The organism is Paenirhizobium selenitireducens ATCC BAA-1503, from assembly GCF_900492185.1.
In the GTDB taxonomy this organism is placed as follows: domain Bacteria; phylum Pseudomonadota; class Alphaproteobacteria; order Rhizobiales; family Rhizobiaceae; genus Allorhizobium; species Allorhizobium selenitireducens_A.
Genome location: NZ_UEYP01000007.1, coordinates 61,072 through 86,123 on the forward strand (window position 1 = coordinate 61,072; position 25,052 = coordinate 86,123).

A 25,052-nucleotide genomic window follows, 5' to 3' on the forward strand; every position below is an offset into this window, starting at 1 on the left:
GATTCTCGTCACGGCGGATGACAAAGCAAGCCGTTTGTGGAATAGCCGAGGCCTAGCCTTTCAATCGAGACAGCAGAAAGACGGGACGACCGATGAGCAAGCGCCGCCAGAGCCAGAGATCCCGTCCGAAGGCAAGGGTAAGGGCCGACGGCAGCACCGCGAACGGCCAGCGTTCCCGCCCGGAGACGGCCACGCCCGCGCCGAAGGGACAGGCTGAAGTCAAGGTCAAGACCAGGGGCGCCGCCAGTGCGAGCGGAAAGTCCGCGGCCGGTGCGGCTGCCGCCTCCGCCCAGTCTGCCGCCTCGGCCGCAAGCCCGGCCGACGCCGGCAACCGGCCCGATTTCGCCGCGATCTTCGCCAACCCGTCGTTTCGCCGCTCGCTCTGGCTGCTCAATGCCGGCGTCATCGGCCTGCTGCTGTCGCAGGGCATCCCACACGACTACGGCTTCCTCGAACTCGGCGCGCTGTTCACCTTCTCGGTCTACGACCTGGCGCTCGCCATGCTGGGCCTGGCGCTCGGCGCCGCCATGGCCGAGACCCGCCGCGATTTCCTCGCCGTGGTCGGGATCTTCCTCGGCGTGCTGGCCGTCATGCTGACCTTCTTCGATCCGATCTTCCGCCTCATTCTCTCGTCGCCGCTGGGCGAGGTGCTCTATCTGATCGCCCCGGCGGCTGTCATATCGACCGGTGCGGCGCTCTGGTTGACCGGGCGCTGGCGTCAATGGGCGGTGATGCTGGCCGCCGCTGCCGTGGCCTTCTCCTTCTCTCTTTTCGTCGGCCTCGACGACCTCGGCGTCGGCCTCGTGGATTTCGCCTTCGGCACGGTCTTGAGCGCACTCTGGCTGGTTCTCGCGCCCGCCCTCATGCTGCGCCATTTTCGCGGCCCCTGGCTCAAGATCCCTTCGCGCATCGTCGGAAGCTGGCTGATCGTCATCGGCGTCATCGTGCTGGTGTCGCTCTATGTGCCGATGCCGCTCAAGGCGCCGTCGCTGCCCGATCCGTCGCAGCCGGATGGCGGTGCTATCGAACTTCTGGTCCCCGAGGACGGCTCGGCGCCGACGCTGAACGGCGAGGTCCTGGATCTCGACGGCACGGTCGGCGCACCGGAGCCGACGGCCCCTGCGCCATCCACATCCGCTGAGCCCACGCCGCCCAAATCCTAGGTCGCGAGCGCAAGAGGCGGGCACGCTGTGTCCGCTTGTCGCCCAAACGGCCAGACGATAAACAGGGTCGACTGCTTCGCTTCTCCTCCCGACTGATCCGGTGTCGCCCCGATGACCATCCGCTATGACAGACCCGTATCTCGCTCGGCCTTCCTCGCCTGGCGGCTCGGGGTCTTTGGCGCCGCGGTGCTGGCGATCGTCGTCCTCGCCCACCGCTTCGGGCCGCTCACCACCCCGGATTTCGTCGCGCTGTCGGCGCTTGCCGCCGTGCCGGCGGCGCTCGCCGTGCCCTTTGCCCTGATCGGCCTTGGCCGGCTCTGGCAGGTGGGAGCGCTCGGCGGAGTGGCCGCTGGCTGGGCGCTGTTCTATGCCACGCTGCCGCTCGGGCTGACCGGCTGGGCGGCCTGGCGCTATCTCGATCGCCCGCCGATCTACGACGTCTCGAGCGATCTCGTCGATCCGCCGCAATGGCTGCGGGAACCCACAGCCCGGCAGCAATGGCTGGACCGGCCGCCGGTCACGCGGGAGAGCCGCGACCTCCAGGCGCGGGCCTATCCGGGCTTTACCGGCCGACGCTATGAAGGCGCACTCGACCGCGTTTACGAAGCGGTGCGCAAGGTGGCCGATGCCAACGGTCTTATGGTCATCGCCGAGCGAGGGCAGGAATTTGCCGTGCCCGAGTTCCAGCCACTTTCGCCTGCGGCACCGGAGGCAGCCGACAATCCCGGTTTCGATCCGAATGCCGCGCCGCAAGGCGTTCCCGTTCCTCTGCCGCGCCCCGAACCCGAATCCCCCGCAACGACCCTGCCGCCCGAACCGATCGGTACCGTGCGGTTGCAGGCCGTGACCCGCACCTTCGCGCTCGGCCTGCCGTTCGACGTGGTCATCCGCTTGCGCGAGGAGGTGGAGACGACCCTGGTCGACCTGCGTGTCGCCAGCCGCTATGGCCCGCACGATCTTGGCATCGGCACCGAGATCGCCGAACATTTCCTGCACGCGCTCGACGCGGAACTGCTCGGCATTGCCGGCGACTGACCCGTCTCGCGCTTTCAGCCGAGCCGGTAGACGCCTGAGAGCCGCGCCGGCCCGTCGGTCGCCACTTCGCCCTTTTCGACCAGGTCCTCCAGATGGGCCAGCACGGAGAGCGCTGCCGCGCCATGCAGGCGCGGGTCGGTGCTGGCATAAATCACCTTGACCATGTCGGCGATCAGCCGGTCGCCGGCCCGGATGCGCTCCAGCACGGCCCGCTCGCGCATGCGGCGGTGGGTGCGAAGCCCGCGCAGGAAGGCCGTCGGGTCCTTTACCGGCCCGCCATGCCCGGGAAAATAGATCCGGTCGTCGCGCTCGAGAAGCCGCTCCAGCGAGGCCATGTAGTCGCCCATCGCGCCATCCGGCGGGGCTACGATCGAGGTCGCCCAGGCCATGACATGATCGGCGGAAAAGAGGATGCCACGATCGTCGAGGGCAAAAGCTGCGTGGTTGGCCGTGTGTCCGGGGGTGAGAATGGTGGACAGCCGCCAGCCGTCGCCCTCGATCACGTCTCCATCGGCAAGGGTGATATCGGGGACGAAGTCGAGGTCGGAGCTTTCGGCAAAGGGATTGGCCTCGCCCTCGTGCAGCGGCCGCGCCGGGCGATAGGGGCCTTCGGCGACGATGATCGCCCCGGTTTCGGCCTTCAGTCGGCGGGCCAGCGGCGAATGGTCCTTGTGGGTATGGCTGACGGCGATATGCGTCACCTCGCGGCCGGCAAGTGCCGCCATCAGCGCGGCGAAATGGGCCTCGTCTTCCGGACCCGGATCGATCACGCAGACGGATTTTTCGCCGACGATATAGCTGTTGGTGCCGTGGAAGGTAAACGGGCCGGGATTGTTGACCGTGATGCGCTGGACATCCTCGGCCACCGGCACCGCCTGCCCATGGAGAGGCTGGAACGAAAGGTCGAATTCCGGCGCCTCGGCCTGATCGCGCGGCGCGCTCATTTGTATTCGATCTCGATGAAGGACATCGGCTTCTTGCCGCCGTTGATCACATTGTGTTCGACCCCCGCATCGCGGCGATAGACCTCGCCGACCGGCCTTTTCAACCGATGTTCGCCGGTCGCGTCCTCGATCAGGAATTCGCATTCGGTCATGGTGACGACGACATAGCCCATGCCGTGGACGTGATGACCGGTTGCCGCGCCCGGCTCGAAATCCCAGCGGGTCACCCGCACCACGGCGTCGTCGACCAGCAGCGTGGGAATGGCGGGCGGGCGGGCGGAATATCCGGGCATCGAGAAGCTCCTTTGGCGATGCGAGACTAGGCCTCAGCTATCGCACCGCAGGAGGGTTGCCGTAAAGGGCCATGCGAAACCTCCCGTTACCGCGCTCCGGCATAAATCAGGAGGTTCGCGAAGCGAGCGTGGGAAGGCGAGGCGTGCGGGAGGCAAATGTACGCCTGACGTAAAAAACCTCTCCCGGTCGAGACCGGGAGAGGGGGCATCCGTCCTCGGACGGAGTGCGCAAGCCGGATGACGCTCATTGCGCCCGCGAATGCGCAGCTTAAGCCGCGCGGCGGTCGTGACGGCCTTCCTCGACCTCCTCGACGATCTTGGCGACGAAGACATCGAGGTCGTTCGGGTTGCGCGAGGTGATGATGCCCTGGTCGGTCACCACCACCTCGTCGCGCCAGGCCGCGCCGGCGTTCATCAGGTCGGTCTTGATCGAGGCATAGGACGTCGCCTTGCGGCCCTTGAGCGCGCCGGCCTCGACCAGCAACCACGGACCGTGGCAGATTGCGGCGACCGGCTTGCCGGACTGCACGAAGCTCTTCACCAGGTCCACGGCACCCTTGTCGGCGCGCAAGATATCGGGATTGATCTGGCCGCCGGGGATGACCAGCGCGTCGTAGTCATCGACCGCGACATCGCCGACAAGGTGGTCGACATTGACCGTGTCGCCCCAGTTCTTTTCGTCCCAGCTCTTGATCGGCTCCTTCTTGAGCGAAGCAATTTCGACCTTGGCGCCATGGGCCTTCAGCTTGTCGAGGGGAAAGCGCAGTTCGGAGCGCTCATAGCCGTCGGTGGCGAGAATGAGGATACGTGCGGAATTGATGGAGGGCATGATAAACTCCTTGTGCCTGGTTGCGTTGAGCGGTGGATGCAAGGCAAAACCCCCGACGGCGCCATTCGTTCCGTGCAAAAAGGATTGGCCCCGACTGTACCCGTGCCAGCCAGGGCCCTTTGTGTCGGCCGAAACCTTCGACCGTCTTGCGCCTCCAAAAAAAGCGTCACAAGGTCATTGCCGCTCGGGCCGGCCTTTGCTAATCAGACGCCCATCCGCAAGCGGCTTATTCGCCGCCGCGCACGTTGGGGCGTCGCCAAGCGGTAAGGCACCGGTTTTTGGTACCGGCATTCCCAGGTTCGAATCCTGGCGCCCCAGCCAAGTCTCTCCTTTTCAAGCCGAAAGCCAGCATTTCCAGCATATTCCGTCAGCTTGGAATCGATCTTGACACGTTGTCGTCAGCGATTGTCGTCAGCGATTGTCGTCATTGACTGCCGTACATGACTGTCGCCAAGGGAAGCGTCCGCTCCTGCACGGTGAACCGCCTCGGCTTTGCCGGAGACCGTTTGGTTTAGATTATGCGGCCATGGCGGGCGCTGACGACCAGGATCCTGGCCCCGTCCAATGGGATTGCGCTCACGGCGACGACGGGTCTTGTCTCAATCCTCCGCATGGAAGGTCGAGAACGCGAGCCGTCATCGACGAAGTCTAAATGGCTCCGCTGCTTTGGGACAGATGCGAAACTGCGCGGTCAGGTGTCGATCCTGATCCGCATCATGCGTTTCGGGAAAACCCCGTGGCCATAGAGGATCGGTGTCCCGGCGCCGTCGGTGTCGACATAGGTCATGATCATGACCGGCAGCGAAATGGATACGGCAAGCGCCGCCGCTTCGCGCGGCCGCGGCATGCGGCAGTCGATCCAGGTCGAGGCGCGGAAGAAGGCATCGACGCCGAAGGTGGCAAGCGCCCGGGTGAAGCTCGCGGTCTCCTGGAAAGCCGCGGCTATTCCCTCGAACCTCTGCTTTTCAAACATGTGATAGCCATAGGTGGCGATACCGGGACCGACCGTGCGCAGGGTTTCCGTGACGATCAGCGGCGTGCCGACCTCGAGTTGAAGCGCGCGGGCGATCGCCTGGCTGGCGGGTTGCTCGTAGCTGTCGAGAAGCCGTCCGCCGGAGCCGCCGTCGAAGCGCTTCTCCACCTCGCTCCATTTGGCGTTGCGGTCGAGCCGGTATTCGAATGGTTCGTCGGCAACGAAGACACCCTTGCCCTGGTGTGCCTTGACGATGCCTTTCTGTGCCAGGCTGGCAAGCGCCTGGCGCACGGTATGCCGGTTGACGCCGTATTTGGCTGTCAGTTCATGCTCGCTCGGCAGCCTTTCGCCGGCGCCGAACACGCCGGTCTGGATGTCCACCTCCAGGTCCGCCTCGATTTGCCGCCAGACCGGCAGTTCCCGGTCGCGCCACATGGGGTTGTTCGAAATGTCCATTCGCTGACCCTTGCCTGACCGAAATTGAGGCGCTGTGCGCGCCGTATTCCCTCTTTGTCCGGTGCTTCCAGCCGGCTCAAGCCGCGTCACAAAACAATCATGTGTCGGCAACATCGCTGTAACAGAACATGTCCATACAGTCTAGACAAGTTACGAGGTGGAGCGAATGTTCGAATTCGTCATCAGCAGAGTGTTGCGTACGTGCCTGACCGTCGCGGTCATCGTCACGGCGGTGTTTTTCGCCACCCGGCTTTCCGGCAATGCGATCGATTTCCTGGCCGGCGAGGGTCTCGGTGCGAAGGACCGCCAGTTGCTCGTCGAGTATTACGGGCTGGACGGCTCTTACGGCGAGCAGTTCGTCCGCTACATCGCGTCGTTGATGGACGGCAATTTCGGCCTGTCGCTGATCGAGCGGCGTCCGGTGGCGGTCATCTTTGCCGAGCGGGTCTGGCCCTCGTTGCAGCTTCTGATCGGCGCGGTGCTGCTGACGCTCGTGGTGTCCGTGCCGGCGGGCATTGCCGCCGCGATCTATCGCAATTCATGGATCGGCAATGCTATCATGGGGGGCGCCTTCTTCGGCTATGCCATCCCCAATTTCGTTCTCGCCATCCTGCTGCTGCTGATCTTCTCCTTCTGGCTGGGTTGGCTTCCGTCGACCGGCAATTCCACCTGGCTGCACTTCGTCATGCCGGTCACGGCGCTTTCGACCTTCTATATCGCGGGGATGACGCGCTTCACGCGCAATGCCATGCTGGATGTGCTCAGCCAGGAATACCTGCGCACGGCGCGGGCGAAGGGGCTGCCGGAGCGGGTCGTCATCTTCAAGCATGCGCTGCGCAACGCCAACATCACCATCCTCTCGGTGCTGGGCCTGCAGATCGCCGGCCTTGCCGCTGCCGGCAGCGTCGTCATCGAAACGGTCTTCTCCTGGCGCGGCATTGGCGAGCTCCTGGTCTCCGCGGCCATTCGCCGGGACTATCCGGTCCTTCAGTTCGGCGTGCTTGCCGTTGCGCTCGCCGTCATCGTCATCAACCTCCTGGTTGATCTTGCCTACGGCCTTGCCGATCCGAGGGTCCGCCTCGGAAGGAACGCGTGAGAAAGGGTGGCGAAAATGTCCGATACCACGATTGATTCCTTGCCCGAAACGTCCCGCAGCCCGCTCTTTGCTCGCCTGCGGTGGCCGGCCACGGTGCGGCGCGTCTGGTCCGGACTGGACTGGCCGATGCGGCTGGTTCTGGTTCTGGGCGCCTTGCTGGTGTTTGCGGCTCTCGCCGCGCCGCTCATTTCGCCGTTCGAACCCAATGCACAGAGCCTGCTATCGCGGTTGAAGCCGCCCGTCGGTTTTGCCGGCGCGAAGGTCGGCCATATCTTCGGGACCGACGAACTCGGCCGAGACGTGCTGTCGCGCTGCCTCTACGGTTTGCAGATGACGCTGTCGATCGCCCTTTCCGGCGCGATCATCGGAATGCTGATCGGCGGGACGCTCGGCCTTCTGGCCGGCGCTGCGGGCGGGCGCGCGGATGCCCTGGTCATGGCGCTTGTCGATATCCAGATCGCCGTTCCCTTCACCCTTGTCGCCCTCCTGGCCGTCGCCGTCTTCGGCAGCGACATGCAGGTGCTCATCGTCGTGCTGGGGATCGCCTATTGGGAGCAGTATGCCCGCATCATCCGCGGTGAGGTGCTGAAGCTTCGCGAAATGCCCTTCATCGAGGCATCGCGCGCGGCCGGTGCTTCGCCGCTCCGGATCGCCTTCCGGCACATCGTGCCCAACGTGGTTTCGCCGCTTGTCGTGATGTTCACGCTCAACTTCTCGAACATCGTGCTGCTGGAATCGAGCCTTTCCTTCCTCGGGCTGGGCCTCAGGCCGCCGACTGCGACGCTCGGTTCCATGGTCGGCATCGGCCGGGATTACATGCACACCGCCCCCTGGATCGTCGCGGCGCCGGCCCTGCTGATCCTGTTGATTACCTTCGTCGTGCAAATGCTCGGAGACCGGCTGCGCGATCGTATGGACGTGCGCCTGCGGGACCGCTGAGCGCCAAGACCCCAAGCGGCGGTCCGCCGCCGACCTCATTGCCGGCGGCCTGACAAACCGTCCGGATCTTTCAAGCCCTGCAACGGAGACCACCATGAAGACCACGATGATCATCGCTTCGACGCTTTTCGCGCTCATGAGCGGCAGTGCCCTTTCCGCCGAGCTGAAGGTCGGCTCGGCCAACATGCCGCCCTATCTCGATCCGGGCCGCGACCACTCCAACGTCGGTTCGCAGTTCTACTACAACAGCTTCGACGTCCTGATCGACAAGGATTCGGAGACCGCCGAGACGACGTTCCGTCCGGGCCTCGCGACCGAATGGAAGCTCGTCGAGCCGACCGTGATGGAGTTGAAGCTGCGCGAAGGGGTGGTCTTCCAGAACGGCGACCCGATGACAGCCGACGACGTCATCTTCTCGCTGAACCGCATGCTCAAGCCGACCTTCAAGCCCTATATCGTCCGCGCCAAGGACCGTCTGGGCAATTTCGACCGCGCCGAGAAGGTCGACGATCACACGATCCGCATCGTCGCCAAGCGCCCCGAGCCGCTCTGGGAAACCCTGATCAACATGCAGCAGCTGATGGTCATTCCGGAGAAATACACCAAGGCGCTCACCGGCGATCCGAACGTCGCCGAGGATGCCGACTTCGAAGCCTTCTCGCTCGCCCCGGTCGGCACCGGCCCCTACAAGATCGCGCAGTTCGTGCCCGGCGAAAAGCTCGTCTGGGAGCGCCATGACGCGTTCTGGGGCGACAAGGCGCCCTTCGATAAGGTGACCGTCTCCTACGTTCCGGAAATGGCGAGCCGCATCACGGCGCTGAAGAACAAGGAAGTCGACCTCATCACCAACGTGCCGCCGGACCAGCTGTCAACGATCGAGGCCGACAGCAATCTGAAGGTTGCCAGCGACGTCACGCCGCTGTTCCACATCCTGATCTTCAACACCCAGAACGAAGTGATGAAGGATCCGAAGTTCCGCCAGGCGATTAGCTACGCGGTCGATCGCGAAACGCTGAACGAGGCGCTGTGGCTGGGCAAGGCCGTGGTCCCCTCGACCCATACCTACAAGCAGTTCGGCGAACTCTACATGCCGGAGCTGAAGACCTTCGAATACGACCTGGAAAAGGCCAAGAAGCTGCTGGCCGAATCCTCCTACAAGGGCGAGGAGATCCGCATGGATACTTCGGCCGTCTATTACACCAACGGCTTGCTCGCCATGCAGGCGATCGCCGAGATGTGGAATGCGATCGGCATCAAGACCAGCATCAATGTCGACGACAAGTGGACGGGCGGAGATCCGACCATGATGGTGCGCAACTGGTCGAACCCGATGTACTTCGCCGACCCCTTCGGCTCGTTCGGCGTGATGTGGGCACCGGAAGGTCCGTCGGAAGGCGAGGGCCGATTCAAGACCGACGAAGCCTATGCCAAGACCTGGGAGAAGTTCCGCTTCTCCGAGAAGGTCGAGGACCGCAAGGCCGCCTATGCCGAGCTGATGGACCGGATCAAGCAGGACCCGCCGATGCTCGTCCTCTATCAGCCCTACGAATCCTGGGCCATGCAGAAGGGCATCCAGTGGGCTCCGAAGCCGGGCCACATCCCTTACGTACTCGACTTCCGTGCCGGCTCGATCTCGGTCGCTTCCAACTAAGACCCGATACTGCCGGGCGGCGCCTCAGCCGCCCGGTTCCACTCCCATTCACAAGCGGAACTCCCATGGCCACGACACGCCTCTGCATCGTCACCGATATCCATCACGGCAAGGACAACTTCACCAAGAAAGGTTCCTCGGCGCTCTCCCTGCTCGAGGAATTCTCCCGTTTCGTCGAGGCGACCAGGCCGGACGCCGTCATCGACATGGGCGACCGCATCTCCGATTGCGACAAGCAGACGGACAAGCAACTGGAGCAGGATGTCGCCGCGATCTTTTCTCGCATGAACGTTCCGCGCTTTCACATCTGCGGCAATCACGACCGCGACTATCTGAGCGTCGACGAGAACGCCGCCATCCTCGGCCAGGATCTCTCCAGCACGACGGTCGACATGGGCGACTGGACGCTGGTGATCTGGCGGGCCGACGCCAAGATCCACAGGCCGGGCGGTTTCATCCTGCCGGAGGCCGACCTGCTCTGGCTGGCCGGCGTGGTGCGCAATGCAACGCGTCCGCTGGCGATCTTCAGCCACGTTCCCGTCTCGGGTCATTCCCAGGCCGGCAATTACTATTTCCAGCGCAATCCGGACGCCTCGACCTATCCGGGGGCTGCCGAGCGGGTGCGTGCCATTCTCGCCGGAGCCCGCGTGCCGGTCGCCTGCTTTGCCGGCCACGTGCACTGGAACACGCTCACCATGGTCAACGGCCAGCCGCATTTCACCCTGCAATCGCTGACCGAGACCTTCACCACCCATCCCGAGCCCGCCGGTTCCTATGCCCTGCTCGAACTTTCCGAGCGGATCGACTGGACCGTGTTCGGCAAGGATTCCATGCGGGTCTCGCTCGATGCCGAAGAGACTGCACGCCGCTGGATCGAGCCGCTGCCGCCGTTCCACGAGCACCCGGAGATCCGGCTTCGCCATCTCCAGCAAGCGGCCGAATAGGTATGACGATGACCGGCAATGCCAGAACCCCGCTGCTCTCGGTCGAGAACCTGTCGGTCTCGTTCGGTCCGGGCCACACGCCGCTGGCCGCGGTTCAGGATCTCTCCTTCGATCTCTTTGCCGGCGAGACGCTGGCGATCGTCGGGGAATCCGGTTCCGGCAAGTCGGTCACCGCCCTCTCCATCCTGCGCCTCATCGAGCGGGAGGGAGGGCGGCTCGACAAGGGCCGTATCGCCTTCCGGCTCGATGACGACAGCGTCGTCGATCTCGCCGCGAGCAGCGAAGCGCAGTTGCAGCGCATCCGTGGCAATTCCATCTCGATGATCTTCCAGGAGCCGATGACCTCGCTCAATCCGGTGCTGAGGATCGGCGACCAGATCTGCGAGACCTTGATCCATCACAAGCAGCTGTCGCCGAGTCAGGCGCTGCGCGAGGCGCGCGACCTTCTCGACCGCGTCCGCCTCTCCGACCCCGGCCGCCGGCTGTCGCAATATCCGCACGAGCTATCGGGCGGCATGCGCCAGCGGGTGATGATCGCCATGACGCTGGCCTGTTCGCCACGGCTGCTGATCGCCGACGAGCCGACGACGGCGCTCGACGTCACCATACAGGCCGGCATTCTCGATCTTATCCGCGAGCTGCAGCAGAGCAGCGGAACGGCGGTCGTCTTCATCACCCATGACATGGGAGTTGTCGCGGAGATCGCCGACCGGGTCGTCGTCATGCGCCAAGGCCGAATGATCGAGACGGCCGACACCGGTATGCTGTTTCGCCAGCCGCGCGCCGACTATACCCGCCAGTTGCTCAATGCCGTGCCGAAGCTCGGCTCCGGCGCCCCCGTCTATGCCGCGCCACGCTCCACGGCCGGCGAGGAGGCGCGCCGGAGGGAAGAGGGCCGGGCCGCCGAAACGGTGCTTGAGGTCAACAACCTCGTTACCCGGTTTCCGATCCACAAAGGCATGCTGAAGCGGCTCGTTGCACGGGTTCATGCCGTCGAGGATGTCAGCTTCACCCTGCGCGCCGGCGAGACGCTCGGCCTTGTCGGTGAATCGGGCTCCGGCAAGTCGACCATCGGCCGTTCGGTTCTCAAGCTCGTAGAGCCGGAAAGCGGTCGAATCCTCTTCGCCGGCAAGGACCTCATGCCGCTTTCGCGTCGCCACATGCGGCCGATGCGGCGGGACCTGCAGATGATCTTCCAGGACCCCTATGCCAGCCTCAATCCACGCATGTCCGTGGCGGAGCTGGTAACGGAGCCGCTCATCATTCACACCGCCCTCAACGCGCGTGAACGGCGCGACATGGCGGTGGAACTGCTGGCCCGGGTACGGTTGCCGGCCGCCAGCATCGATCGCTTTCCCCACCAGTTCTCCGGCGGCCAGCGCCAGCGGATCTGCATCGCACGCGCACTGTCGTCGAAGCCGCGAATCATCGTCGCGGACGAGGCGGTGTCGGCGCTCGACGTCTCGGTCCAGGCGGAAGTCATCGACCTGATGCAGGAACTGCAGCGCGAGGACGGGATCGCCTATCTCTTCATCTCGCATGATATTGCCGTCATCGAAAAGATGAGCCACCGGGTGGCCGTCCTCGACCAGGGGCGGATTGTCGAGATCGGTGCGACGGATGATGTCCTGCAGCGGCCACGGCATGATTACACGCGCCAGCTGCTTGATGCGGTTCCAGTCGCCGATCCGAGCCGCCGCCGCGAGCGTGCCTCAGCCGCCCAGATCGAGCGCAAGACCCCGATCCGTCCCGTGGATTATCGGCCGGTGGCGAGCGAGTATCTGAGTGTCGGCGCGGATCACCTGGTTCTCGCGCAATAGGAAAGTCCGTCCGCCTGGCAGCGGACGGACCTTTTCAAGACCGCATCAATGCGAGCCGCATGGGGCAGGAAACGGCGCATACAGTTCGCACTGACGTTTCGATCTGAGAGAACTTGCCGCAAGGCGGAGAAGGTCAGGAACCTTCGCCGGCTTCTTGCTAGGCTGCCATGCGCTCGCAGCTCTCCGCACACCGACGGCAGGCTTCTACACAGCTCTGCATGTCGCCGACACGTTCGCAGTCTTCGGCGCACTCGCGGCATATCTCCGCACATTCTCGACAGGTGTGCTTGTGATGCTCTGTGCCGATCAGCATGAAATGGGCAGAGGTCCGGCAAATTTCGGCGCAAGCCATCATGAGCTTGAAGTGCTTCGGTTCCGTGTGTTTACCACCCATTTCGAGGCAGTGCCCCATCGCCATCGAGAGACATTCACTGTAGCAGGACAGGCAGTTGTCGATGCATTCCTTCATTTCCGGGGACATGTGATGCATGGCTCACTCCTTCACTTTCTTGTCGACCTCAGACCGACAGTTCGATTTGCTCGGTCTGATCATCGATGATCTCAGGGCGGCGATTTTCGACTCGTCATCGCCGCCAAAGGGCTCATCGGAGAACCAAGGAGGTGTCGAAAAGTTCCGCAGCACCGATTTGCGTGCGTCTGCCTACCACGCGAATTACGGTTCAACTCGACAAGAATCGTCAGCCGAACCGGGCCGAGCGGCGTTCATCGCTTCAGTGGGCGGTCGAGTTTTGCCGGGGCGGTTCATCCTGTCCGACCAGTCTGCTGTGCGTTCTGCGGATTTCGATCGCGGCTCGCTGGAATGCAATTTGGCCCGGGTCCCGCATCACTGCGGAACCCGGGCCCTTGGCGGTCGGATCGGTTCGCCGGATCCGTTCAGCCTGTCGTGGGGCCGGCAAGCCGCGCGCGATAGTCGAGCACCGGCAAGCCGCCGACGCCCCAGTCTTCGGTCTCGACCTCGTCGATGACGACGAAGGTGGTGGCCGGCGATTTGTTGAGGACCCGCACCAGAAGGTCGGTCACGCCGGCGATCAATTCCGCCTTCTTCGCCGCCGTCGCGCCTTCACGGGTGATTTTCAGGTTGACGTAAGGCATCAGCGATCCTCTTCGGAAAAGTGAAAGACCTTCGAGATGATCTGCCAGCGATCTTCGATATGGATCAGCGACAGGAAATCGATGAAGTGCCGCGAGGCGATGGAACAACGCAGATTGACCCGCGCCGTCGCGGGGCCGGCGAACTCGATCGGGACGATCTCGTCCGTGCGGCTCTCTCCACGCGAGGCGGGGGAGGGGCGATGGTCGACGACGTCGAAATAGGTGTCCATGTCGCGGTGGAGCAAAGTCCCGTCCGACACGGTCACATACTGGGCAAGCGGGTGAAAGACCCGGCGAAGGCGATCGGTATCCGAATGGTGGAGACCTTCGAAATAGGTCTCCACGACCGATGCCACCGCCTCCAGGGAATGGCGATCGCTCATCTTTATACGAGCCCCTCTGCGCGCAGCGTCTTCTGGACGGCGGGACGTGTGGCGACCCTGTCCATGAAGGCCGAAAGGTGCGGCCAGTGGCTGAGGTCGATGCCGGTGAAGTTGGCCCAGTTGGTGACGACGAAGGCATAGGCATCGGCAATGGTGAAACCGTCGCCGATCAGGAACCGGCGACCGTCGGAAAGGCGCTGTTCCAGCCAATCGAACTTGGCAGCGACGGCGTGGCGTGCGGCCGCCTTGCTGCCCTCGTCGGCGGCGGGATTGAACAGCGGCCCGAAAGCGACATGCAGTTCGGTGCCGGTGAAGTTGAGCATTTCCGCCAGGCGTGCGCGGGCGAAGGTGCCGGCCTCGGGCGCCAGATCCCGCCGCCCCTTGCGGTCGGCAACGTATTGCAGGATCGCCGGACCCTCGGTCAGGATCTCGCCGTCGCTCTGAAGTGCCGGAACCTTGCCCTTCGCGTTGATCTTCAGATAGTCGGCGCCCGATGCGGTGCGCTTTGTCTCTGTGTCGACGGCTTCGATCGAGAACGCGTCGCCGATCTCGTTCAGCACGATGTGCGAGGCCATGGAGCAGGCGCCGGGCTTGAAGTAAAGTTTCATGGGAACTCCCTGTTTGCTGTTGCAGGTCCCATCTAGCTCAAAAGTCACCATAGGTAATCTGGGAACTTGAGGTTCCCATCTGAATGCGGTATCCCTGCGGTAACCACCACCCCGCACGGATCGGACGCCCATGCCGTTGAAACGCCGAAAGAACCGCACGCCGACGCCCTTGTGTCCGCTATCCGAATGCATGGCCGTCCTCGGTGGCGCCTGGACGCCCAACATCCTCTGGTATCTCTCGTCGGGGCCGCGCCGCTTCTCCGAGCTGCGCGCCGACATTCCCCTCGTCTCGGGCAAGGTCATCACGCAGCGCCTGCGGGAACTGGAGGAGCGCGGCGTCATCAGTCGCACTGTCATGCCGACCTCGCCGCCCTCGGTCGAATACAAGCTGACGGAGCATGGACAGGAGTTCCTGCCTGCCATCCGTGCGATCGTCGATGTCGGCTATCGCCTGAAGGCAAAGCAGAAGGGCGGCACTGCGCCGCCCTCGGAAACCGTGGAGGTCGAAGGCAGCCCCACCGACATGGAGCTGCCCGCCGCCGTTTAAGCCGGCATCAAAGGCTCGGGCCGTCGACGCGAATGCTCTGCTCCATCGCCATGCACTGGTCGTAGATGAAGACGTCGAAGGCAGAGAGCTTGTCGCGCCATTTCGGCGTAAGCGACGCGACGCAGGTCACCGTCACCCGGTCGATGTAATTGTCAAAGACCGCCCAGGGGTTGGTCTTGTCCTGCGTCCGCATGCCTTCGCCCGGCGTGGTCGAACCCAGCGCCGTCGCGGCGGCGGCGTGCAGGTCGGTCATGAAGGCCAGCTGCTGTTCGACGTCGCCACGCGTGCCCGTCCGCCCGACATGTCCGGCGATCAGGCGCGTATAGTCGTATTTCGCGTTGATGCCGCCGACGAGATCGAAGACGCCGGGTATGTCGTGGGCGATCGCCATGCGGCGCCACATCATCCAGCCCGGGAAGATGACATCGACCAGCATGAGCGTGCGGCTCTTCTCGTGCCAGATCTCGATATTGCCCGGTTCGTGGTTCGGTCCGGAATAGTTGAGCCGCAGGGTCTCGCCGCCGACTTCGAGGGAGAACGGCTTGTCTGTTCCGTCGAAGACCTCGGTCGGAAGCGGCCGGCTCTTGTCGTTGGCGCGCTGAAGGATAGCGCCTGTTTCGCCATGCGCGACGATCGTCAGTCCCGGATTCGCCGCGAGCAGGGCTCCGGCATGGCCGATATGATCCACATGCGCGTGGCTGTAGACGAGGTGGGTGATCGGCTGGCCGGGTGCGATCTCGTTCGCCGCAGCCATTATCCTGTCGCCGATCGAGGGCGGCGCATCGACGACGACCAGGCCGGTGCCCGTGCGCAGGATCATCATCTGGTAGATACCTTCGGTGACCATGAAGGCACCGGCGCCCAGATCCTCGATCCGGTAGCCTTTCTTTGCGTCGACGAGCGGCCCGAGGCCCTCGGCATGGACGGCATCATAGGCATCGTTGCGTGCCATGGGTGGCGCGATGTCGGCGGCGCCGTGATAGGGGTGAAGCTCGCCGGTCAGCGCGCTCGTCGCGTAAAGCAGGACCATGCCCGCCATGAGGGTGGTTTTCATCTGACTTCCTTTCGTGGCCGTCAACTCACTGGAGTTGCACTGCACGTCCGGTCTAGCCAAGTGATCACCTAAAGTAATCTGAGAACTTTTAGTTCCTTTCAGTATCGGGTATCCGCACGGTAACCGCTGTCGCGGGTAGCGGTTCTCTCCCGCGCATTCCGAACGGCTTGCCGAGGGTTGGCACCGTCGGCCCGGCAGAACGCGTTGCGCACCCTGCCGCGCGCGGTGCGGTCAGCGAATATCGACCGGGCGGCCGAGGCGCAGGCGGTCTCCGGACACCATGGCGAGGTCGACCGAGATGTCCCGCTCGAAGTCGAGGATGGCGCGGATGGCGTCCGGCTCGAGAAGGCTGAAGGCGGTGGAATACGCGTCCGCCGTGGTCGCATCCGGGGCGATCACCGTCATGCGCCGGTATTTCGGCGCGGTGCTCCCGAGCCGCGGGTCGAGGATATGGCCGAAGCGGGCCGCCGTGTCGAAATGGAAGCCCGAGGCGCTCGAGGTTGCAACCGCGCGGTCGATGATTGCCGCGACGGTGTCGGGTGTCGCTTCGTCCTCGGTTTCTCCAAGGCCGATGCGCCAGGGACTGCCGTCGGCCTTCGCCCCGATCGCCCGGCTTTCGCCCATGCTGACCAGGCTGCTGGTAACGCCTTCGGCCCGCAGAAGCGCGACCACCCGGTCGGTGATATAACCCTGGGCGATCCCGTTCAGCGTCAGCGCCATGCCGGCGCGGGGAAGGGCGATGCGGTCGCGATTGAAGCGCACGCGGGAAAAATCAACCAGCGGCAGGGTCTCGTCCAACTGCTGCCGCGATGGTCCGGCCGGATCCGATCCCTTCTTGGAGAAGTGGCGGGCATAGAGCGACCAGAGCGGCTGCACGCTCGGATCGAAGGCGCCGCCGCTGGTCTTCCAGGCCTCGTGACAGGTCGCGAGCAGGGCGACGAGTTCGCCCGGAGGTGCGGCGAGCGCGCCCATGAGGTTGAGCTCGGTCAGAGCGGAGTTCTTCCGATAGAGGCTGAACACCGATTCCAGCCGGTCGACCTCGGAGACGACCCTGACGACCAGCCTTTCGGCCTTGGCCCGGTCGGGATGATTGAGGACCAAGGTGGCCGGCGCGCCGAGCGCCTGGCCTTTCCAGACGACGGGTCCGGCCGCGGCCAATGCCGCCCCGGCAAAGGGAATGAGCGGCAGGCCGGCGGCGGCGGCCATGATGGTCATCGCCCGGCGGCGCGTAATCGGTTCAGCCATGATCGTGTCCTTCCGCGTTGTCGCTATTGGCCTCAGGGTCGAAGGCGGAGCCGTCGGTCGGGGCTTCGCTGCCCGAGCCGAGGATGTAATCCTTGGGCATGGCGTCGAACGAGACCAGCCGGCCGCCGTGCGTTTCGGCAAAGGCCTTGGCGTCGGCCTCGCTGGAAAAGGGAACGGCCTCCTCGGTGCCCATGCCGCCGCGCTGGGCGCTTTCGATGACGAAGAAGGCCTTCCTCGCGTCGATCCAGTTCTCTGCACCGGGCTTGTCCCAGTTCGTCGCCTTGCTCATGTCGGAGACGTAGATCGCGGCGATGTCGCGCGGCTCCTCCGGCAGCATGGTGAAGGCGATCGTGTCGCGGGCGGAGGAAAACCAGATGGCCTCCGGGATCTGCTCCAGGATGATCTGACCCTTGGGGCCGGCATGTTCGAGCACGTTCATGCCGCAATAACGCCCCATGGCCTCCTCTGTGAGGGCAAACGGGGGCGGCATGGCGGCTTCCTCCTTGTCGTTGCAGGCGGCAAGCAGGAGCGAGGCGGCGAGTGCGCCGATGGCGATGGAAAGTCTCATACTTCCCTCCTTGAGAAAATGACGGTAGCCCAGCCGAGAGGCACGATCGTCCACAGCGCCAGCGTGGCGACCAGGACCGGGGCTGTGAGGCCGGTATGGGCGGCGATCCCTCCCATGCCCGACAATGCGCCGGCATTGCCCGATGCGAGATTGAGCAGGCGGTAGACATCGGTCGGATTGGCGAGCAGCAGAAGGTCGAGCCATAAGGCCGGCACGGCCTTGCCCTTGGCCGCGACCAGCCCGCCGAGCAGTGCCATGTCGTATATTAGCACAAAGAACAGCCAGATGCCGATGGCAATGCCGCCCGCCGTGCTGCGTTCGCCGACCAGCGTGCTGGTGAGATAGCCGATGGCGAGGAAGACGGCCCCGAGCAAGACGGAGGAGGCGACCATGGACAGGAAGGCGCGCCAGCTGTCGGCCGCGATTTCGCTTCCCGTGATGGTCAGGGCGCCGGCCGCCGCGCCGTAGCCGATTGCTGTTGCAAAGGCGAGGATGGCCAGATGACCGAGGAACTTGCCGAAGATCACCTCGCTGCGGCCGATCGGATAGCTCAAGAGCAGCAGCATGGTGCCGCGCTCGGTCTCGCCGACGATCGCGTCGTGCGACAACAGGAGCGCGATCAGCGGCACGAGGAAGATGGTCAGGCTTGACAGGCTGACGATCACCACGTCGAGGCGATTGACGCCGACATTGCCGGTCGGTGCGCTGCCGAGGAAGGAGAGAGTCAAAGCCAGCGCCGCAAGCAGAAGGGTGGTCGCCAGCACCCAGCGATTGCGCAGGCCTTCCTGGATCTCCTTGCGGGCGATGATGAGGAAATTCGTCATGTCGGCGACTGCCCTTTGAGGAAATGCGCATAGAGCTCGTCGAGCGTCGGTTCGGCAACCGAAAGCGCCGCGAGCAGGGAAGGGTCGGCCGTCATGTCATGGAGCAGGGCGATCTTGTCCTCGGGCGCCACATTGGCCTCGAACAGGCCGCTTGCGCCACCTTTCCACTCGGTGCCGCCGCGCGTCCATCCGGGGCTGGCGCCCGTGTCCGCCAAGCGAACGCCGATGCGGGTCGGCAGGCGGGCAATGCCGCGCAATTCGTCGAGCGTGCCGTCGGCGATCTTGATGCCGCGATCGACGATGATGACGCGATCGGCCCGGTCCTCGAGTTCGGTCAGGGCATGCGACGACAGGAGCACCGTGGCGCCGGCGGCGCGCAGATCGGTGATCAGGTCGTAAAAATTGCGCCGCAGCGCGGGATCGAGGCCGCTGGTCGGCTCATCGAGCAAGAGGACGCGTGGGTTCCCGAGCAGCGCCTGGGCAAGCCCGAGGCGCTGGCGCATGCCCTTGGAATAGGTGCGCACCGGCCGGTCGGCCGCTTCCTGTGCGAGGCCCACGCGCTCGAACAGGGCGTCGGCGGAAGAAAGCGTCACGCGCTTAAGGCGGGCATAGAAGGAAAGCGTCTCGCGCCCGGTCAGCGCCATATGGAAGGACACGCTTTCCGGCAGGTATCCCAGCCGCTGGCGAACATGAAAATCGCCGCGCGCCGGGTCTTCGCCGAGCACGCTGATGGTCCCGGTGGTCGGACGGATCAGGCCGAGCATCAGCTTGATCAGCGTCGTCTTTCCCGCACCGTTATGGCCGACGAGCGCAATGGTCTCTCCGGCATTGAGCGTGAAGCTCACGTCCTTCACCGCCTGAACTGCGCCATAGCGTTTGGAAACGCCGGCGGTACTCACAGTCGCCGTCATTGAAGTGCTTTCTTCGGCGCGATGGGCGCCATCAATGGATGGTTGTCGACCACGCCGCCGGGCAGGAGAGCAGGGAACTGGGCCTGCGCCCAACGGATGACCTGCACGGCCGGACTCGACATCAGGATCTTTGCCTGCGGCGAGGTCCACAGCACCTGGTCGATCAGGTCGTTCGGTCGGTAGGGATTGTCGGCTATGCCGTCGCCGTCGAGATCGAAGGCCGGATTGTCGCTCCAGTAATTGCCGCGGCCCTCATCCGACCAGTCGAGATAGCGCGTTCCGACATATTTGACCTGGTTGCGGTTGTTGACGAAGGCGTTGCCGCTCATGCGGTTGCCCTCGGAACCCGCGGTGAAATGGATGCCGATCGAGCAGTTCTCGAAGCTGTTGTCCATGAATCGGTTGCGGTTGGCATTGTAGAGGAAGACGCATTTTTGCGGCCCGAGGCGCTGATCGCCGAGGACGGCCGCGTCTGTGCCATCAGAGGCGGGAACACCGTGCTCGCCGGTCTGTTGCCCGGCCGAGAGCCAACGATCGATCGGCTGCAGCCGGCCGATCACCACATTGTCGCGGATCTCCGAACCGTTGGCGGAATTGACCAGGAGCCCATGGTCGCGGTCGCCGTCGGAAATGTTGCCGGTGATCTTCAGCCGGTTGGAAAACATGATGGCATAGCCGACCGAATTGCCGATCGAGACATTGTCGCTGATTTCGCTGTCATTCGTGTACATGTAGTGGATGGCGAAGCGCAGGTCGCTGAACCGGTTGTGGCTGAAGACGTTGCGTTTGCTGGCCATGGTGGCTATCCCGTCGCGGCCGAAGCGGATGTCGTTGCCGATCACCTTGGCGCCGGGAGCGTTCCAGATGGTGACGCCGCTGCCGACCTCGCTCATGCGGCCAGACTTCAGCCCGACGACCCGGTTGTTGCGGGCGATGGAATCGACCGCGCCGTAGAGATAGATGCCGAACATGTTGTCGGTGACGGTGTTGTCCTCGATGATCGCACCGGTCGCTTCCTTGGCGGCATAGATGCCGGAATCCCGGAAGGTCAGGTCTCGACCGGACCCGGTCACCGAAAGTCCCCGCACGGTGACCCCGGGCGAGGCGATCGTCACCACGCTGCCCTTGCCGTTGCCGATGACGGTGGCGCCTGGCTTGCCCGCAAGTGTGAGCGACTTGGCGATGGTGATCGGCCCGGCATATTCGCCCGGCTCGAGCGTCAGCACATCGCCTGGCGCCGCCTGGGCGACAACCTCCTGCAATGCCGGGCCGGCCGGCGAAACGATGCGTTCCGCCGCCGCTGCCATGGCTGGAATGGCGGCCAGGAGGGCCGCCATTCCAAGTCTTTTCGTCAGTGGACGAAGGATCATCATGCCGCCTTCGGTTCGACGAACATGCGGCCCTTCATCTCCATGTGCATGGCATGGCAGAACCACGAGCAATAATACCACCAGACACCGGGCTTCTTGGCCTTGAAGGTGACCGAGGCGGTGGCCTGCGGCGGAACCTCCATGTTGATGCCGTAATTGATGATGGCAAATCCGTGGGTCAGGTCTTCCACTTCATCGATATTGGTGACGTAGACGGTGACTTCGTCGTCCTGCTTGACCTGGAAACTTTCAAGCCCGAAGGCCGGAGCGACCGAAGTCATATAGACGCGCACCTTGTTGCCGTCGCGGATGACGGTGCTGTCGGCCATCAGGTCGACACCGTCGGCCTTGGCCTGTGCCACCGCATCGGCGAAGAACGGGTCCTCGCGGTTCCACACGTTGACCGGGTTGATCTTCGAGGCATGCACGATGGTCGCGTCATGCGGCTCGGCAAAGGACGGGCCGTCATGAACGATGACCATCTCGTCGCCGGAAATGTCGATCAACTGATCGTTCTCCGGCTTCAGCGGCCCGACGTTCAGATAGCGGTCCTTGGAGAACTTGTTGAGCGAGATCAGCCACTTCCCGTCGGCTTCCTTGGTCTGGCCCATGGACGTGTGGTTGTGGCCCGGCTGGTAGTGCACGTCGAGCTTCTGGCGGATCGGATCGACCTTCTCGCCGGCATAGGCCTTCTTGGCGTCCTCGATGTTCCACTTGCACACCTGGCTGTCGATGAACAGCGTGGTATAGGCATTGCCTTTGCCGTCATAGGCGGTGTGGAGCGGACCAAGGCCCAGTTCCGGTTCGGCGACGACGCAGTCGCGCGGCTTGATCTTGTCGTCGAACAGATCGTCGAACTTGCGCACGTCGAAGACGGTGACGGTCGGCGACAGCTTGCCGTTGGCCACGACGTGGATGCCGTCCGGAGCGGTGTTGATGCCGTGCGGGCTGTTGGCCACGGGGATGTAGCGGGTATAGGGCGAGCCCTTGCGACCGTCGATCACCGGAACGCCGCCCATTTCCTTGAAATCGCCCTTGGCGACCGCTTCCTCGATGCGCTTCAGGTTGAACACGACAATCCAGTCCTGTTCGTTGCCCATCATCTCGGCGAGATTGACGCCTTCCTCCGAGTTGTAGCAGGTGGCGAAGCAGTACTTGCCCTGATAGTCGGCATCGACATTGTCGAGGTTGCCGTCAACCATGACCTGCCAGGCGACCTTCATCGTCTCGCCGTCCACCGCGGTGAAGATGGCGTGATACTGCTTGTGATCGTCGAGGATCTTGCCGTCGTTCGGGATCGGCACGCGGTCTTCGCCGTTGCAGAAGACATAGCCGGTCTTCGGATACTTCTGCACGCGCAGGCCGTGGACCGTATGCTGGTTCGGCAGCTGGATGATCTTGTCGCACTTCATGACGTCGAGGCGGATGCGGCAAACACGCGTATTGGCCTTGTCGTTGGCATAGAGATAGCGGCCGTCATAGGTCCCGTCCGTCTGGGACGGATGCGGATGGTGCAGGTCGCCGTTCAGGAAGATGCCGCCCTGGTCCGCCATGAATTCGCGGTCTTCCGGCAGCATGCCTTCGAGAAGGACCTTGCGGCTTTCGTTGGTCAGGCCCCAACCGGTGGCGCTGCAGCGGTTGAAGACCGGTATGCGCATGAGTTCGCGCATCGACGGCAGCCCCACGACGCGGACCTCGCCCGACTGGCCGCTGGAGAAGAAGGTGTAGTATTCGTCAAGTTCGCCCGGCTTGACCTCATAGCTGTGTTCGTCTGAGTCCTGTGCTGCCGCCGGCGTTGCCGAACCACCGGTGAGGCTGATGGCGCCACCGACGGTCGCCGCCCCGGCCGCGGCCACGAAAGCCGTGGATCCCAGCATCTGGCGCCGGTTCAAGCGCATCTGGTTTTCTTCGTTTGACATGATTGCCTCTCCTTGGCTGGTTGATCACGCAGGCTGTTCGGACGCGCCGTCGGCTTTGCCGATCGGTGCGCCATTGTGGGTGACGGCGACCTTCGGCGGGATGTCTCCCCGCGTGGCCGGCGACGAAAGGGCCATGAATTTCTCCCGCTTCAGCCGCACCTGGATCATGTGCGGACAGCGGTGGTCGTCATGGTAGAGTTCCTGGCAGTGCATGCAGTAGATGCACTCGTTGACATTGATCTGCCCCTCCGGATGGATCGACTGGACGGGACATTCCTTGGCGCAGCGCTGGCACGGCGAGCCGCATTCGGGATAGCGCTTCAGCCATTCGAACATGCGGATGCGACCGGGGATGGCGAGCGCCGCACCGAGCGGGCACAGATAGCGGCAATAGAAGCGCTCGATGAACAGGCCGGCCGACAGCATGGTCAGCGCGAAGATGACGAAGGGCCATTCGCGGGCGAATTTCAGAACGATCGCGGTCTTGAACGGCTCGACCTCGGAGAACATTTCGGCGAGCGCCAGTGAATAGAGGGACAGTCCGAACAGGCCGAGGAAGATCATGTATTTGATTGGCCAGAGGCGTTCGTGCAGGCCCCAGGGCAGGCGAACCTGCGGCACCTTCAGCCATTGCGCCAGATTGTTCGTCAGTTCCTGAAGCGCGCCGAACGGGCAGAGCCAGCCGCAGAACGGCCCGCGCCCCCAGAACAAGAGGCCGGCGGCGACCGCGGCCCAGAGAATGAAGATCAGCGGCGCCGACAGGAAGAATTCCCAGTTGAAGCCGGTGATCAGCGAGTTGACGAAGGTCAGTACATTGACCACGGACAGCTGCGCATTGGCATACCAGCCGAGCCAGACCAGCGTGAACAGCAGATAGCCGCGGCGCACCCATGCAAACAGAATGGGACGCTTCACCAGCCAGTCCTGGAAGAAGAAGATGGCGGTCAGCACGATCAGCGCGGCGATGGTGATGCCGATATTGATGCGGTTCATGTCCCACATGCGCATCCACAGCGGCTGGCCGTCGGCGATCTGCTGGTCGGTCAACTGGTCGCTGCCGGCGCCCGTTGCCGGAGCAGCCGGTGCCGCGGTGGCCGGCGCCGGGACTGCGGCAGGGGCGGGGATCTGCTCGATCGTCACATATCTGTCGGGCAGGATGTAGGAGAGGTTATAGGGCAGAATGGACTTGTCGCGTCCCTGGGCACTGCGCTGCACGAGCATCTGCAATTCGAACGGCTGGGTGACGTCGAAGGCGAATTCGGCGGGCACGACAAACAGCGCGATCTCGCGCAGGCGCGGCGCGCCGTCGGCGGCGAGCGCGGGCAGGCGGGTATGGTCGCGGTCGCGGAAGCGCACGCCCTGGCCGTTCTGCAGGAGTTCGATCCGGTCGAAGATCCCGCCGCGCACATAGCCCGAGCCCTTGAACGAATAGGCGCCGTCGCCGGCAACCAGAAGGGCCGTCTGTCCCGGCTTCAGCCGCGATGCCAGTCGGTCATAGGCCGCGTCGCCGAGCAGGGTCCGGCCGATGGTCGGAACGCTGACGGGGGCGAGGTAGAGATCGATGAAGCGGTCGCCCGGCGTCTTGGTCTCGGGCTTGTCGGCGGCGATCGTCTGGCCTGCCTGCCGGAAGGCCTCGGACACTTCGCCGACCGTCATGCGCAGGCTGCGCACCGAGCCGTCACCCAAAAGCGTCTGCCAGTCGCTGGTCTCGGTCTTCGACAGGTCGAGCTTGCGGGTCTCGGTCGCGGCGGCAACGCCGGTCGCCAGGTCCACGCCCAAGCGATTGCTGCGAATGAGCTGGACGGCGGCGCGCGACACGCTGTCGCCCATGACCAGAACGGTGACGGTCGCGCCGCTGACGATGTCGACCTGCGGCGGGCGTTCGGCGCCAGAGGCGACGCGCCCCATGTCCTTGTCGATGAGCGCGTTCATCGAGGCGACGACCTTTTCCTCGGGGATGCCGATCAGCACGATCGGCTCCTTGTGGTCGACCAGCTTGAAGCCGCGAATCACGCCCTTGGGATCGATGCCGACGACGATGTGGATCGGCTTGCCCGAATAGCCGATCGAACTGGAGAAGTCGGAATTGAGATAGGCATAGCCGAGCAGTTCGTCGCCGCGCATGACGGGCGCGATCGGTGGATCGCCGCTCAGCTCGCCGAATCGGTCGGCCCCGTCGAACAATTCAGAGGGCTCGACCTTCTCCAGATAGGTGGCGAGCTGGCCGGCGGCATGGCCGGGAGAGGCGAAGGAAAGGGCGGCAATGAAGGCGATCACGAGGATTGCGAACCAGGCCGGGAGCGAAGGAATGCGGTGCTGAAGTGTCGCGCTCTTTGTCATCGGCCTCGTCTTTTTCTGCGGGTGCTC

General features: G+C 64.0%; 24 protein-coding genes and 1 tRNA gene. 9 read left to right on the top strand and 16 right to left on the bottom strand.

The window, feature by feature from the left end; translation table 11 throughout:
- Positions 1–92 precede the first annotated feature (92 nt).
- Positions 93–1,163: a hypothetical protein gene (locus RHIZ70P_RS13975; protein WP_115670999.1), complete on the top strand. Its 1,071-nt coding sequence runs from the start codon at positions 93–95 to the stop codon at positions 1,161–1,163.
- Between the two features lie 111 nt (positions 1,164–1,274).
- Positions 1,275–2,198 carry a DUF1499 domain-containing protein gene (locus RHIZ70P_RS13980; protein ID WP_115671000.1) on the top strand — a complete coding sequence of 308 codons (924 nt, stop codon included), beginning with the start codon at positions 1,275–1,277 and terminating at the stop codon, positions 2,196–2,198.
- Between the two features lie 14 nt (positions 2,199–2,212).
- Here the strand turns inward: RHIZ70P_RS13980 and RHIZ70P_RS13985 are convergent, their stop codons facing one another.
- From RHIZ70P_RS13985 to RHIZ70P_RS13995, 3 genes are all read right to left on the bottom strand, one after another.
- Complete coding sequence (locus RHIZ70P_RS13985; RefSeq protein WP_115671002.1) at positions 2,213–3,142, bottom strand: MBL fold metallo-hydrolase; 930 nt, start codon at positions 3,140–3,142, stop codon at positions 2,213–2,215.
- Positions 3,139–3,435, bottom strand: a complete 297-nt coding sequence (locus RHIZ70P_RS13990) for a cupin domain-containing protein (protein WP_115671004.1) — start codon at positions 3,433–3,435, stop codon at positions 3,139–3,141. The genes RHIZ70P_RS13985 and RHIZ70P_RS13990 overlap by 4 nt, the downstream gene beginning before the upstream one ends.
- 268 nt (positions 3,436–3,703) lie before the next feature.
- Positions 3,704–4,264 carry a type 1 glutamine amidotransferase domain-containing protein gene (locus tag RHIZ70P_RS13995; RefSeq protein WP_115671005.1) on the bottom strand — a complete coding sequence of 187 codons (561 nt, stop codon included), beginning with the start codon at positions 4,262–4,264 and terminating at the stop codon, positions 3,704–3,706.
- Positions 4,265–4,510: 246 nt separating this feature from the next.
- Here RHIZ70P_RS13995 and RHIZ70P_RS14000 point away from each other — a divergent pair.
- Positions 4,511–4,585, top strand: a tRNA-Gln gene (locus RHIZ70P_RS14000).
- Positions 4,586–4,955: 370 nt separating this feature from the next.
- Here RHIZ70P_RS14000 and phnF read toward each other — a convergent pair.
- The gene (gene phnF / locus RHIZ70P_RS14005) at positions 4,956–5,693 is read right to left on the bottom strand and encodes a phosphonate metabolism transcriptional regulator PhnF (RefSeq protein WP_181904027.1); all 738 of its coding nucleotides are present in this window, start codon (positions 5,691–5,693) and stop codon (positions 4,956–4,958) included.
- Between the two features lie 166 nt (positions 5,694–5,859).
- On the opposite strand from phnF, the gene RHIZ70P_RS14010 reads away from it, so the two are divergent.
- The 5 genes from RHIZ70P_RS14010 to RHIZ70P_RS23445 all read left to right on the top strand — a co-directional run bounded on the left by RHIZ70P_RS14010 (position 5,860) and on the right by RHIZ70P_RS23445 (position 12,143).
- Positions 5,860–6,789, top strand: a complete 930-nt coding sequence (locus RHIZ70P_RS14010; RefSeq protein WP_115671009.1) for an ABC transporter permease — start codon at positions 5,860–5,862, stop codon at positions 6,787–6,789.
- Between the two features lie 15 nt (positions 6,790–6,804).
- On the top strand, positions 6,805–7,728 hold the full coding sequence (locus RHIZ70P_RS14015) for an ABC transporter permease (RefSeq protein ID WP_115671011.1): 924 nt from the start codon (positions 6,805–6,807) through the stop codon (positions 7,726–7,728).
- A gap of 94 nt (positions 7,729–7,822) precedes the next feature.
- A complete protein-coding gene (locus RHIZ70P_RS14020) occupies positions 7,823–9,379 on the top strand; it encodes an ABC transporter substrate-binding protein (protein WP_115671013.1) in 1,557 nt (518 codons plus the stop codon).
- 65 nt (positions 9,380–9,444) lie between these two features.
- The gene (locus RHIZ70P_RS14025; protein ID WP_115671015.1) at positions 9,445–10,323 is read left to right on the top strand and encodes a metallophosphoesterase family protein; all 879 of its coding nucleotides are present in this window, start codon (positions 9,445–9,447) and stop codon (positions 10,321–10,323) included.
- Between the two features lie 8 nt (positions 10,324–10,331).
- On the top strand, positions 10,332–12,143 hold the full coding sequence (locus RHIZ70P_RS23445) for an ABC transporter ATP-binding protein (protein WP_115671211.1): 1,812 nt from the start codon (positions 10,332–10,334) through the stop codon (positions 12,141–12,143).
- Positions 12,144–12,300: 157 nt separating this feature from the next.
- On the opposite strand, the gene RHIZ70P_RS14035 is transcribed toward RHIZ70P_RS23445, so the two are convergent.
- The 4 genes from RHIZ70P_RS14035 to gstA all read right to left on the bottom strand — a co-directional run bounded on the left by RHIZ70P_RS14035 (position 12,301) and on the right by gstA (position 14,247).
- Complete coding sequence (locus RHIZ70P_RS14035) at positions 12,301–12,633, bottom strand: four-helix bundle copper-binding protein (protein ID WP_115671017.1); 333 nt, start codon at positions 12,631–12,633, stop codon at positions 12,301–12,303.
- Positions 12,634–13,037: 404 nt separating this feature from the next.
- Positions 13,038–13,256, bottom strand: a complete 219-nt coding sequence (locus RHIZ70P_RS14040; protein ID WP_115671019.1) for a tautomerase family protein — start codon at positions 13,254–13,256, stop codon at positions 13,038–13,040.
- On the bottom strand, positions 13,256–13,639 hold the full coding sequence (locus RHIZ70P_RS14045) for a nuclear transport factor 2 family protein (RefSeq protein WP_115671020.1): 384 nt from the start codon (positions 13,637–13,639) through the stop codon (positions 13,256–13,258). Before RHIZ70P_RS14045 ends, RHIZ70P_RS14040 begins: the two co-directional genes overlap by 1 nt.
- Positions 13,640–13,641: 2 nt before the next feature.
- Positions 13,642–14,247 carry a glutathione transferase GstA gene (gene gstA / locus RHIZ70P_RS14050; protein WP_115671022.1) on the bottom strand — a complete coding sequence of 202 codons (606 nt, stop codon included), beginning with the start codon at positions 14,245–14,247 and terminating at the stop codon, positions 13,642–13,644.
- A 130-nt stretch (positions 14,248–14,377) separates the two neighbouring features.
- Between gstA and RHIZ70P_RS14055 the strand changes: the two genes are divergently transcribed.
- A complete protein-coding gene (locus tag RHIZ70P_RS14055) occupies positions 14,378–14,794 on the top strand; it encodes a winged helix-turn-helix transcriptional regulator (RefSeq protein ID WP_115671024.1) in 417 nt (138 codons plus the stop codon).
- 7 nt (positions 14,795–14,801) lie between these two features.
- Here RHIZ70P_RS14055 and RHIZ70P_RS14060 read toward each other — a convergent pair whose 3' ends face one another.
- From RHIZ70P_RS14060 to RHIZ70P_RS14095, 8 genes are all read right to left on the bottom strand, one after another.
- Positions 14,802–15,848, bottom strand: coding sequence for an MBL fold metallo-hydrolase (locus RHIZ70P_RS14060; RefSeq protein WP_115671025.1), 1,047 nt, complete (start codon positions 15,846–15,848; stop codon positions 14,802–14,804).
- 231 nt (positions 15,849–16,079) lie between these two features.
- Positions 16,080–17,093: an FAD:protein FMN transferase gene (locus RHIZ70P_RS14065; protein WP_115671027.1), complete on the bottom strand. Its 1,014-nt coding sequence runs from the start codon at positions 17,091–17,093 to the stop codon at positions 16,080–16,082.
- Complete coding sequence (locus tag RHIZ70P_RS14070; protein WP_115671029.1) at positions 17,086–17,661, bottom strand: nitrous oxide reductase accessory protein NosL; 576 nt, start codon at positions 17,659–17,661, stop codon at positions 17,086–17,088. The genes RHIZ70P_RS14065 and RHIZ70P_RS14070 overlap by 8 nt, the downstream gene beginning before the upstream one ends.
- On the bottom strand, positions 17,658–18,485 hold the full coding sequence (locus RHIZ70P_RS14075) for an ABC transporter permease (protein ID WP_115671031.1): 828 nt from the start codon (positions 18,483–18,485) through the stop codon (positions 17,658–17,660). Before RHIZ70P_RS14075 ends, RHIZ70P_RS14070 begins: the two co-directional genes overlap by 4 nt.
- The gene (locus tag RHIZ70P_RS14080; RefSeq protein WP_115671032.1) at positions 18,482–19,396 is read right to left on the bottom strand and encodes an ABC transporter ATP-binding protein; all 915 of its coding nucleotides are present in this window, start codon (positions 19,394–19,396) and stop codon (positions 18,482–18,484) included. Before RHIZ70P_RS14080 ends, RHIZ70P_RS14075 begins: the two co-directional genes overlap by 4 nt.
- Entirely contained in the window at positions 19,393–20,733 is a 1,341-nt protein-coding gene (locus RHIZ70P_RS14085) for a nitrous oxide reductase family maturation protein NosD (RefSeq protein WP_235842234.1), read from the bottom strand. Before RHIZ70P_RS14085 ends, RHIZ70P_RS14080 begins: the two co-directional genes overlap by 4 nt.
- Before the next feature lie 32 nt (positions 20,734–20,765).
- Positions 20,766–22,685, bottom strand: a complete 1,920-nt coding sequence (nosZ, locus tag RHIZ70P_RS14090; protein WP_115671034.1) for a TAT-dependent nitrous-oxide reductase — start codon at positions 22,683–22,685, stop codon at positions 20,766–20,768.
- A gap of 24 nt (positions 22,686–22,709) precedes the next feature.
- On the bottom strand, positions 22,710–25,025 hold the full coding sequence (locus RHIZ70P_RS14095; RefSeq protein ID WP_115671036.1) for a NosR/NirI family protein: 2,316 nt from the start codon (positions 25,023–25,025) through the stop codon (positions 22,710–22,712).
- Positions 25,026–25,052: the final 27 nt, after the last annotated feature.

Excerpts from the sequence above, each read along its gene's own strand:
- RHIZ70P_RS13975 (WP_115670999.1), top strand. The coding sequence starts at position 93 with ATGAGCAAGCGCCGCCAGAGCCAGAGATCCCGTCCGAAGGCAAGGGTA.
- RHIZ70P_RS23445 (WP_115671211.1), top strand. The coding sequence starts at position 10,332 with ATGACCGGCAATGCCAGAACCCCGCTGCTCTCGGTCGAGAACCTGTCG.
- RHIZ70P_RS14055 (WP_115671024.1), top strand. The coding sequence starts at position 14,378 with ATGCCGTTGAAACGCCGAAAGAACCGCACGCCGACGCCCTTGTGTCCG.
- RHIZ70P_RS14095 (WP_115671036.1), bottom strand. The coding sequence starts at position 25,025 with ATGACAAAGAGCGCGACACTTCAGCACCGCATTCCTTCGCTCCCGGCC.
- phnF (WP_181904027.1), bottom strand. The coding sequence starts at position 5,693 with ATGGACATTTCGAACAACCCCATGTGGCGCGACCGGGAACTGCCGGTC.
- RHIZ70P_RS14040 (WP_115671019.1), bottom strand. The coding sequence starts at position 13,256 with ATGCCTTACGTCAACCTGAAAATCACCCGTGAAGGCGCGACGGCGGCG.
- RHIZ70P_RS13980 (WP_115671000.1), top strand. The coding sequence starts at position 1,275 with ATGACCATCCGCTATGACAGACCCGTATCTCGCTCGGCCTTCCTCGCC.
- RHIZ70P_RS14070 (WP_115671029.1), bottom strand. The coding sequence starts at position 17,661 with ATGAGACTTTCCATCGCCATCGGCGCACTCGCCGCCTCGCTCCTGCTT.
- RHIZ70P_RS14065 (WP_115671027.1), bottom strand. The coding sequence starts at position 17,093 with ATGGCTGAACCGATTACGCGCCGCCGGGCGATGACCATCATGGCCGCC.
- RHIZ70P_RS14025 (WP_115671015.1), top strand. The coding sequence starts at position 9,445 with ATGGCCACGACACGCCTCTGCATCGTCACCGATATCCATCACGGCAAG.
- RHIZ70P_RS14045 (WP_115671020.1), bottom strand. The coding sequence starts at position 13,639 with ATGAGCGATCGCCATTCCCTGGAGGCGGTGGCATCGGTCGTGGAGACC.
- RHIZ70P_RS14075 (WP_115671031.1), bottom strand. The coding sequence starts at position 18,485 with ATGACGAATTTCCTCATCATCGCCCGCAAGGAGATCCAGGAAGGCCTG.
- RHIZ70P_RS13990 (WP_115671004.1), bottom strand. The coding sequence starts at position 3,435 with ATGCCCGGATATTCCGCCCGCCCGCCCGCCATTCCCACGCTGCTGGTC.
- RHIZ70P_RS14085 (WP_235842234.1), bottom strand. The coding sequence starts at position 20,733 with ATGGCGGCCCTCCTGGCCGCCATTCCAGCCATGGCAGCGGCGGCGGAA.
- gstA (WP_115671022.1), bottom strand. The coding sequence starts at position 14,247 with ATGAAACTTTACTTCAAGCCCGGCGCCTGCTCCATGGCCTCGCACATC.
- RHIZ70P_RS14015 (WP_115671011.1), top strand. The coding sequence starts at position 6,805 with ATGTCCGATACCACGATTGATTCCTTGCCCGAAACGTCCCGCAGCCCG.
- RHIZ70P_RS14010 (WP_115671009.1), top strand. The coding sequence starts at position 5,860 with ATGTTCGAATTCGTCATCAGCAGAGTGTTGCGTACGTGCCTGACCGTC.
- RHIZ70P_RS13985 (WP_115671002.1), bottom strand. The coding sequence starts at position 3,142 with ATGAGCGCGCCGCGCGATCAGGCCGAGGCGCCGGAATTCGACCTTTCG.
- RHIZ70P_RS14080 (WP_115671032.1), bottom strand. The coding sequence starts at position 19,396 with ATGACGGCGACTGTGAGTACCGCCGGCGTTTCCAAACGCTATGGCGCA.
- RHIZ70P_RS13995 (WP_115671005.1), bottom strand. The coding sequence starts at position 4,264 with ATGCCCTCCATCAATTCCGCACGTATCCTCATTCTCGCCACCGACGGC.
- nosZ (WP_115671034.1), bottom strand. The coding sequence starts at position 22,685 with ATGTCAAACGAAGAAAACCAGATGCGCTTGAACCGGCGCCAGATGCTG.
- RHIZ70P_RS14020 (WP_115671013.1), top strand. The coding sequence starts at position 7,823 with ATGAAGACCACGATGATCATCGCTTCGACGCTTTTCGCGCTCATGAGC.
- RHIZ70P_RS14060 (WP_115671025.1), bottom strand. The coding sequence starts at position 15,848 with ATGAAAACCACCCTCATGGCGGGCATGGTCCTGCTTTACGCGACGAGC.
- RHIZ70P_RS14035 (WP_115671017.1), bottom strand. The coding sequence starts at position 12,633 with ATGCATCACATGTCCCCGGAAATGAAGGAATGCATCGACAACTGCCTG.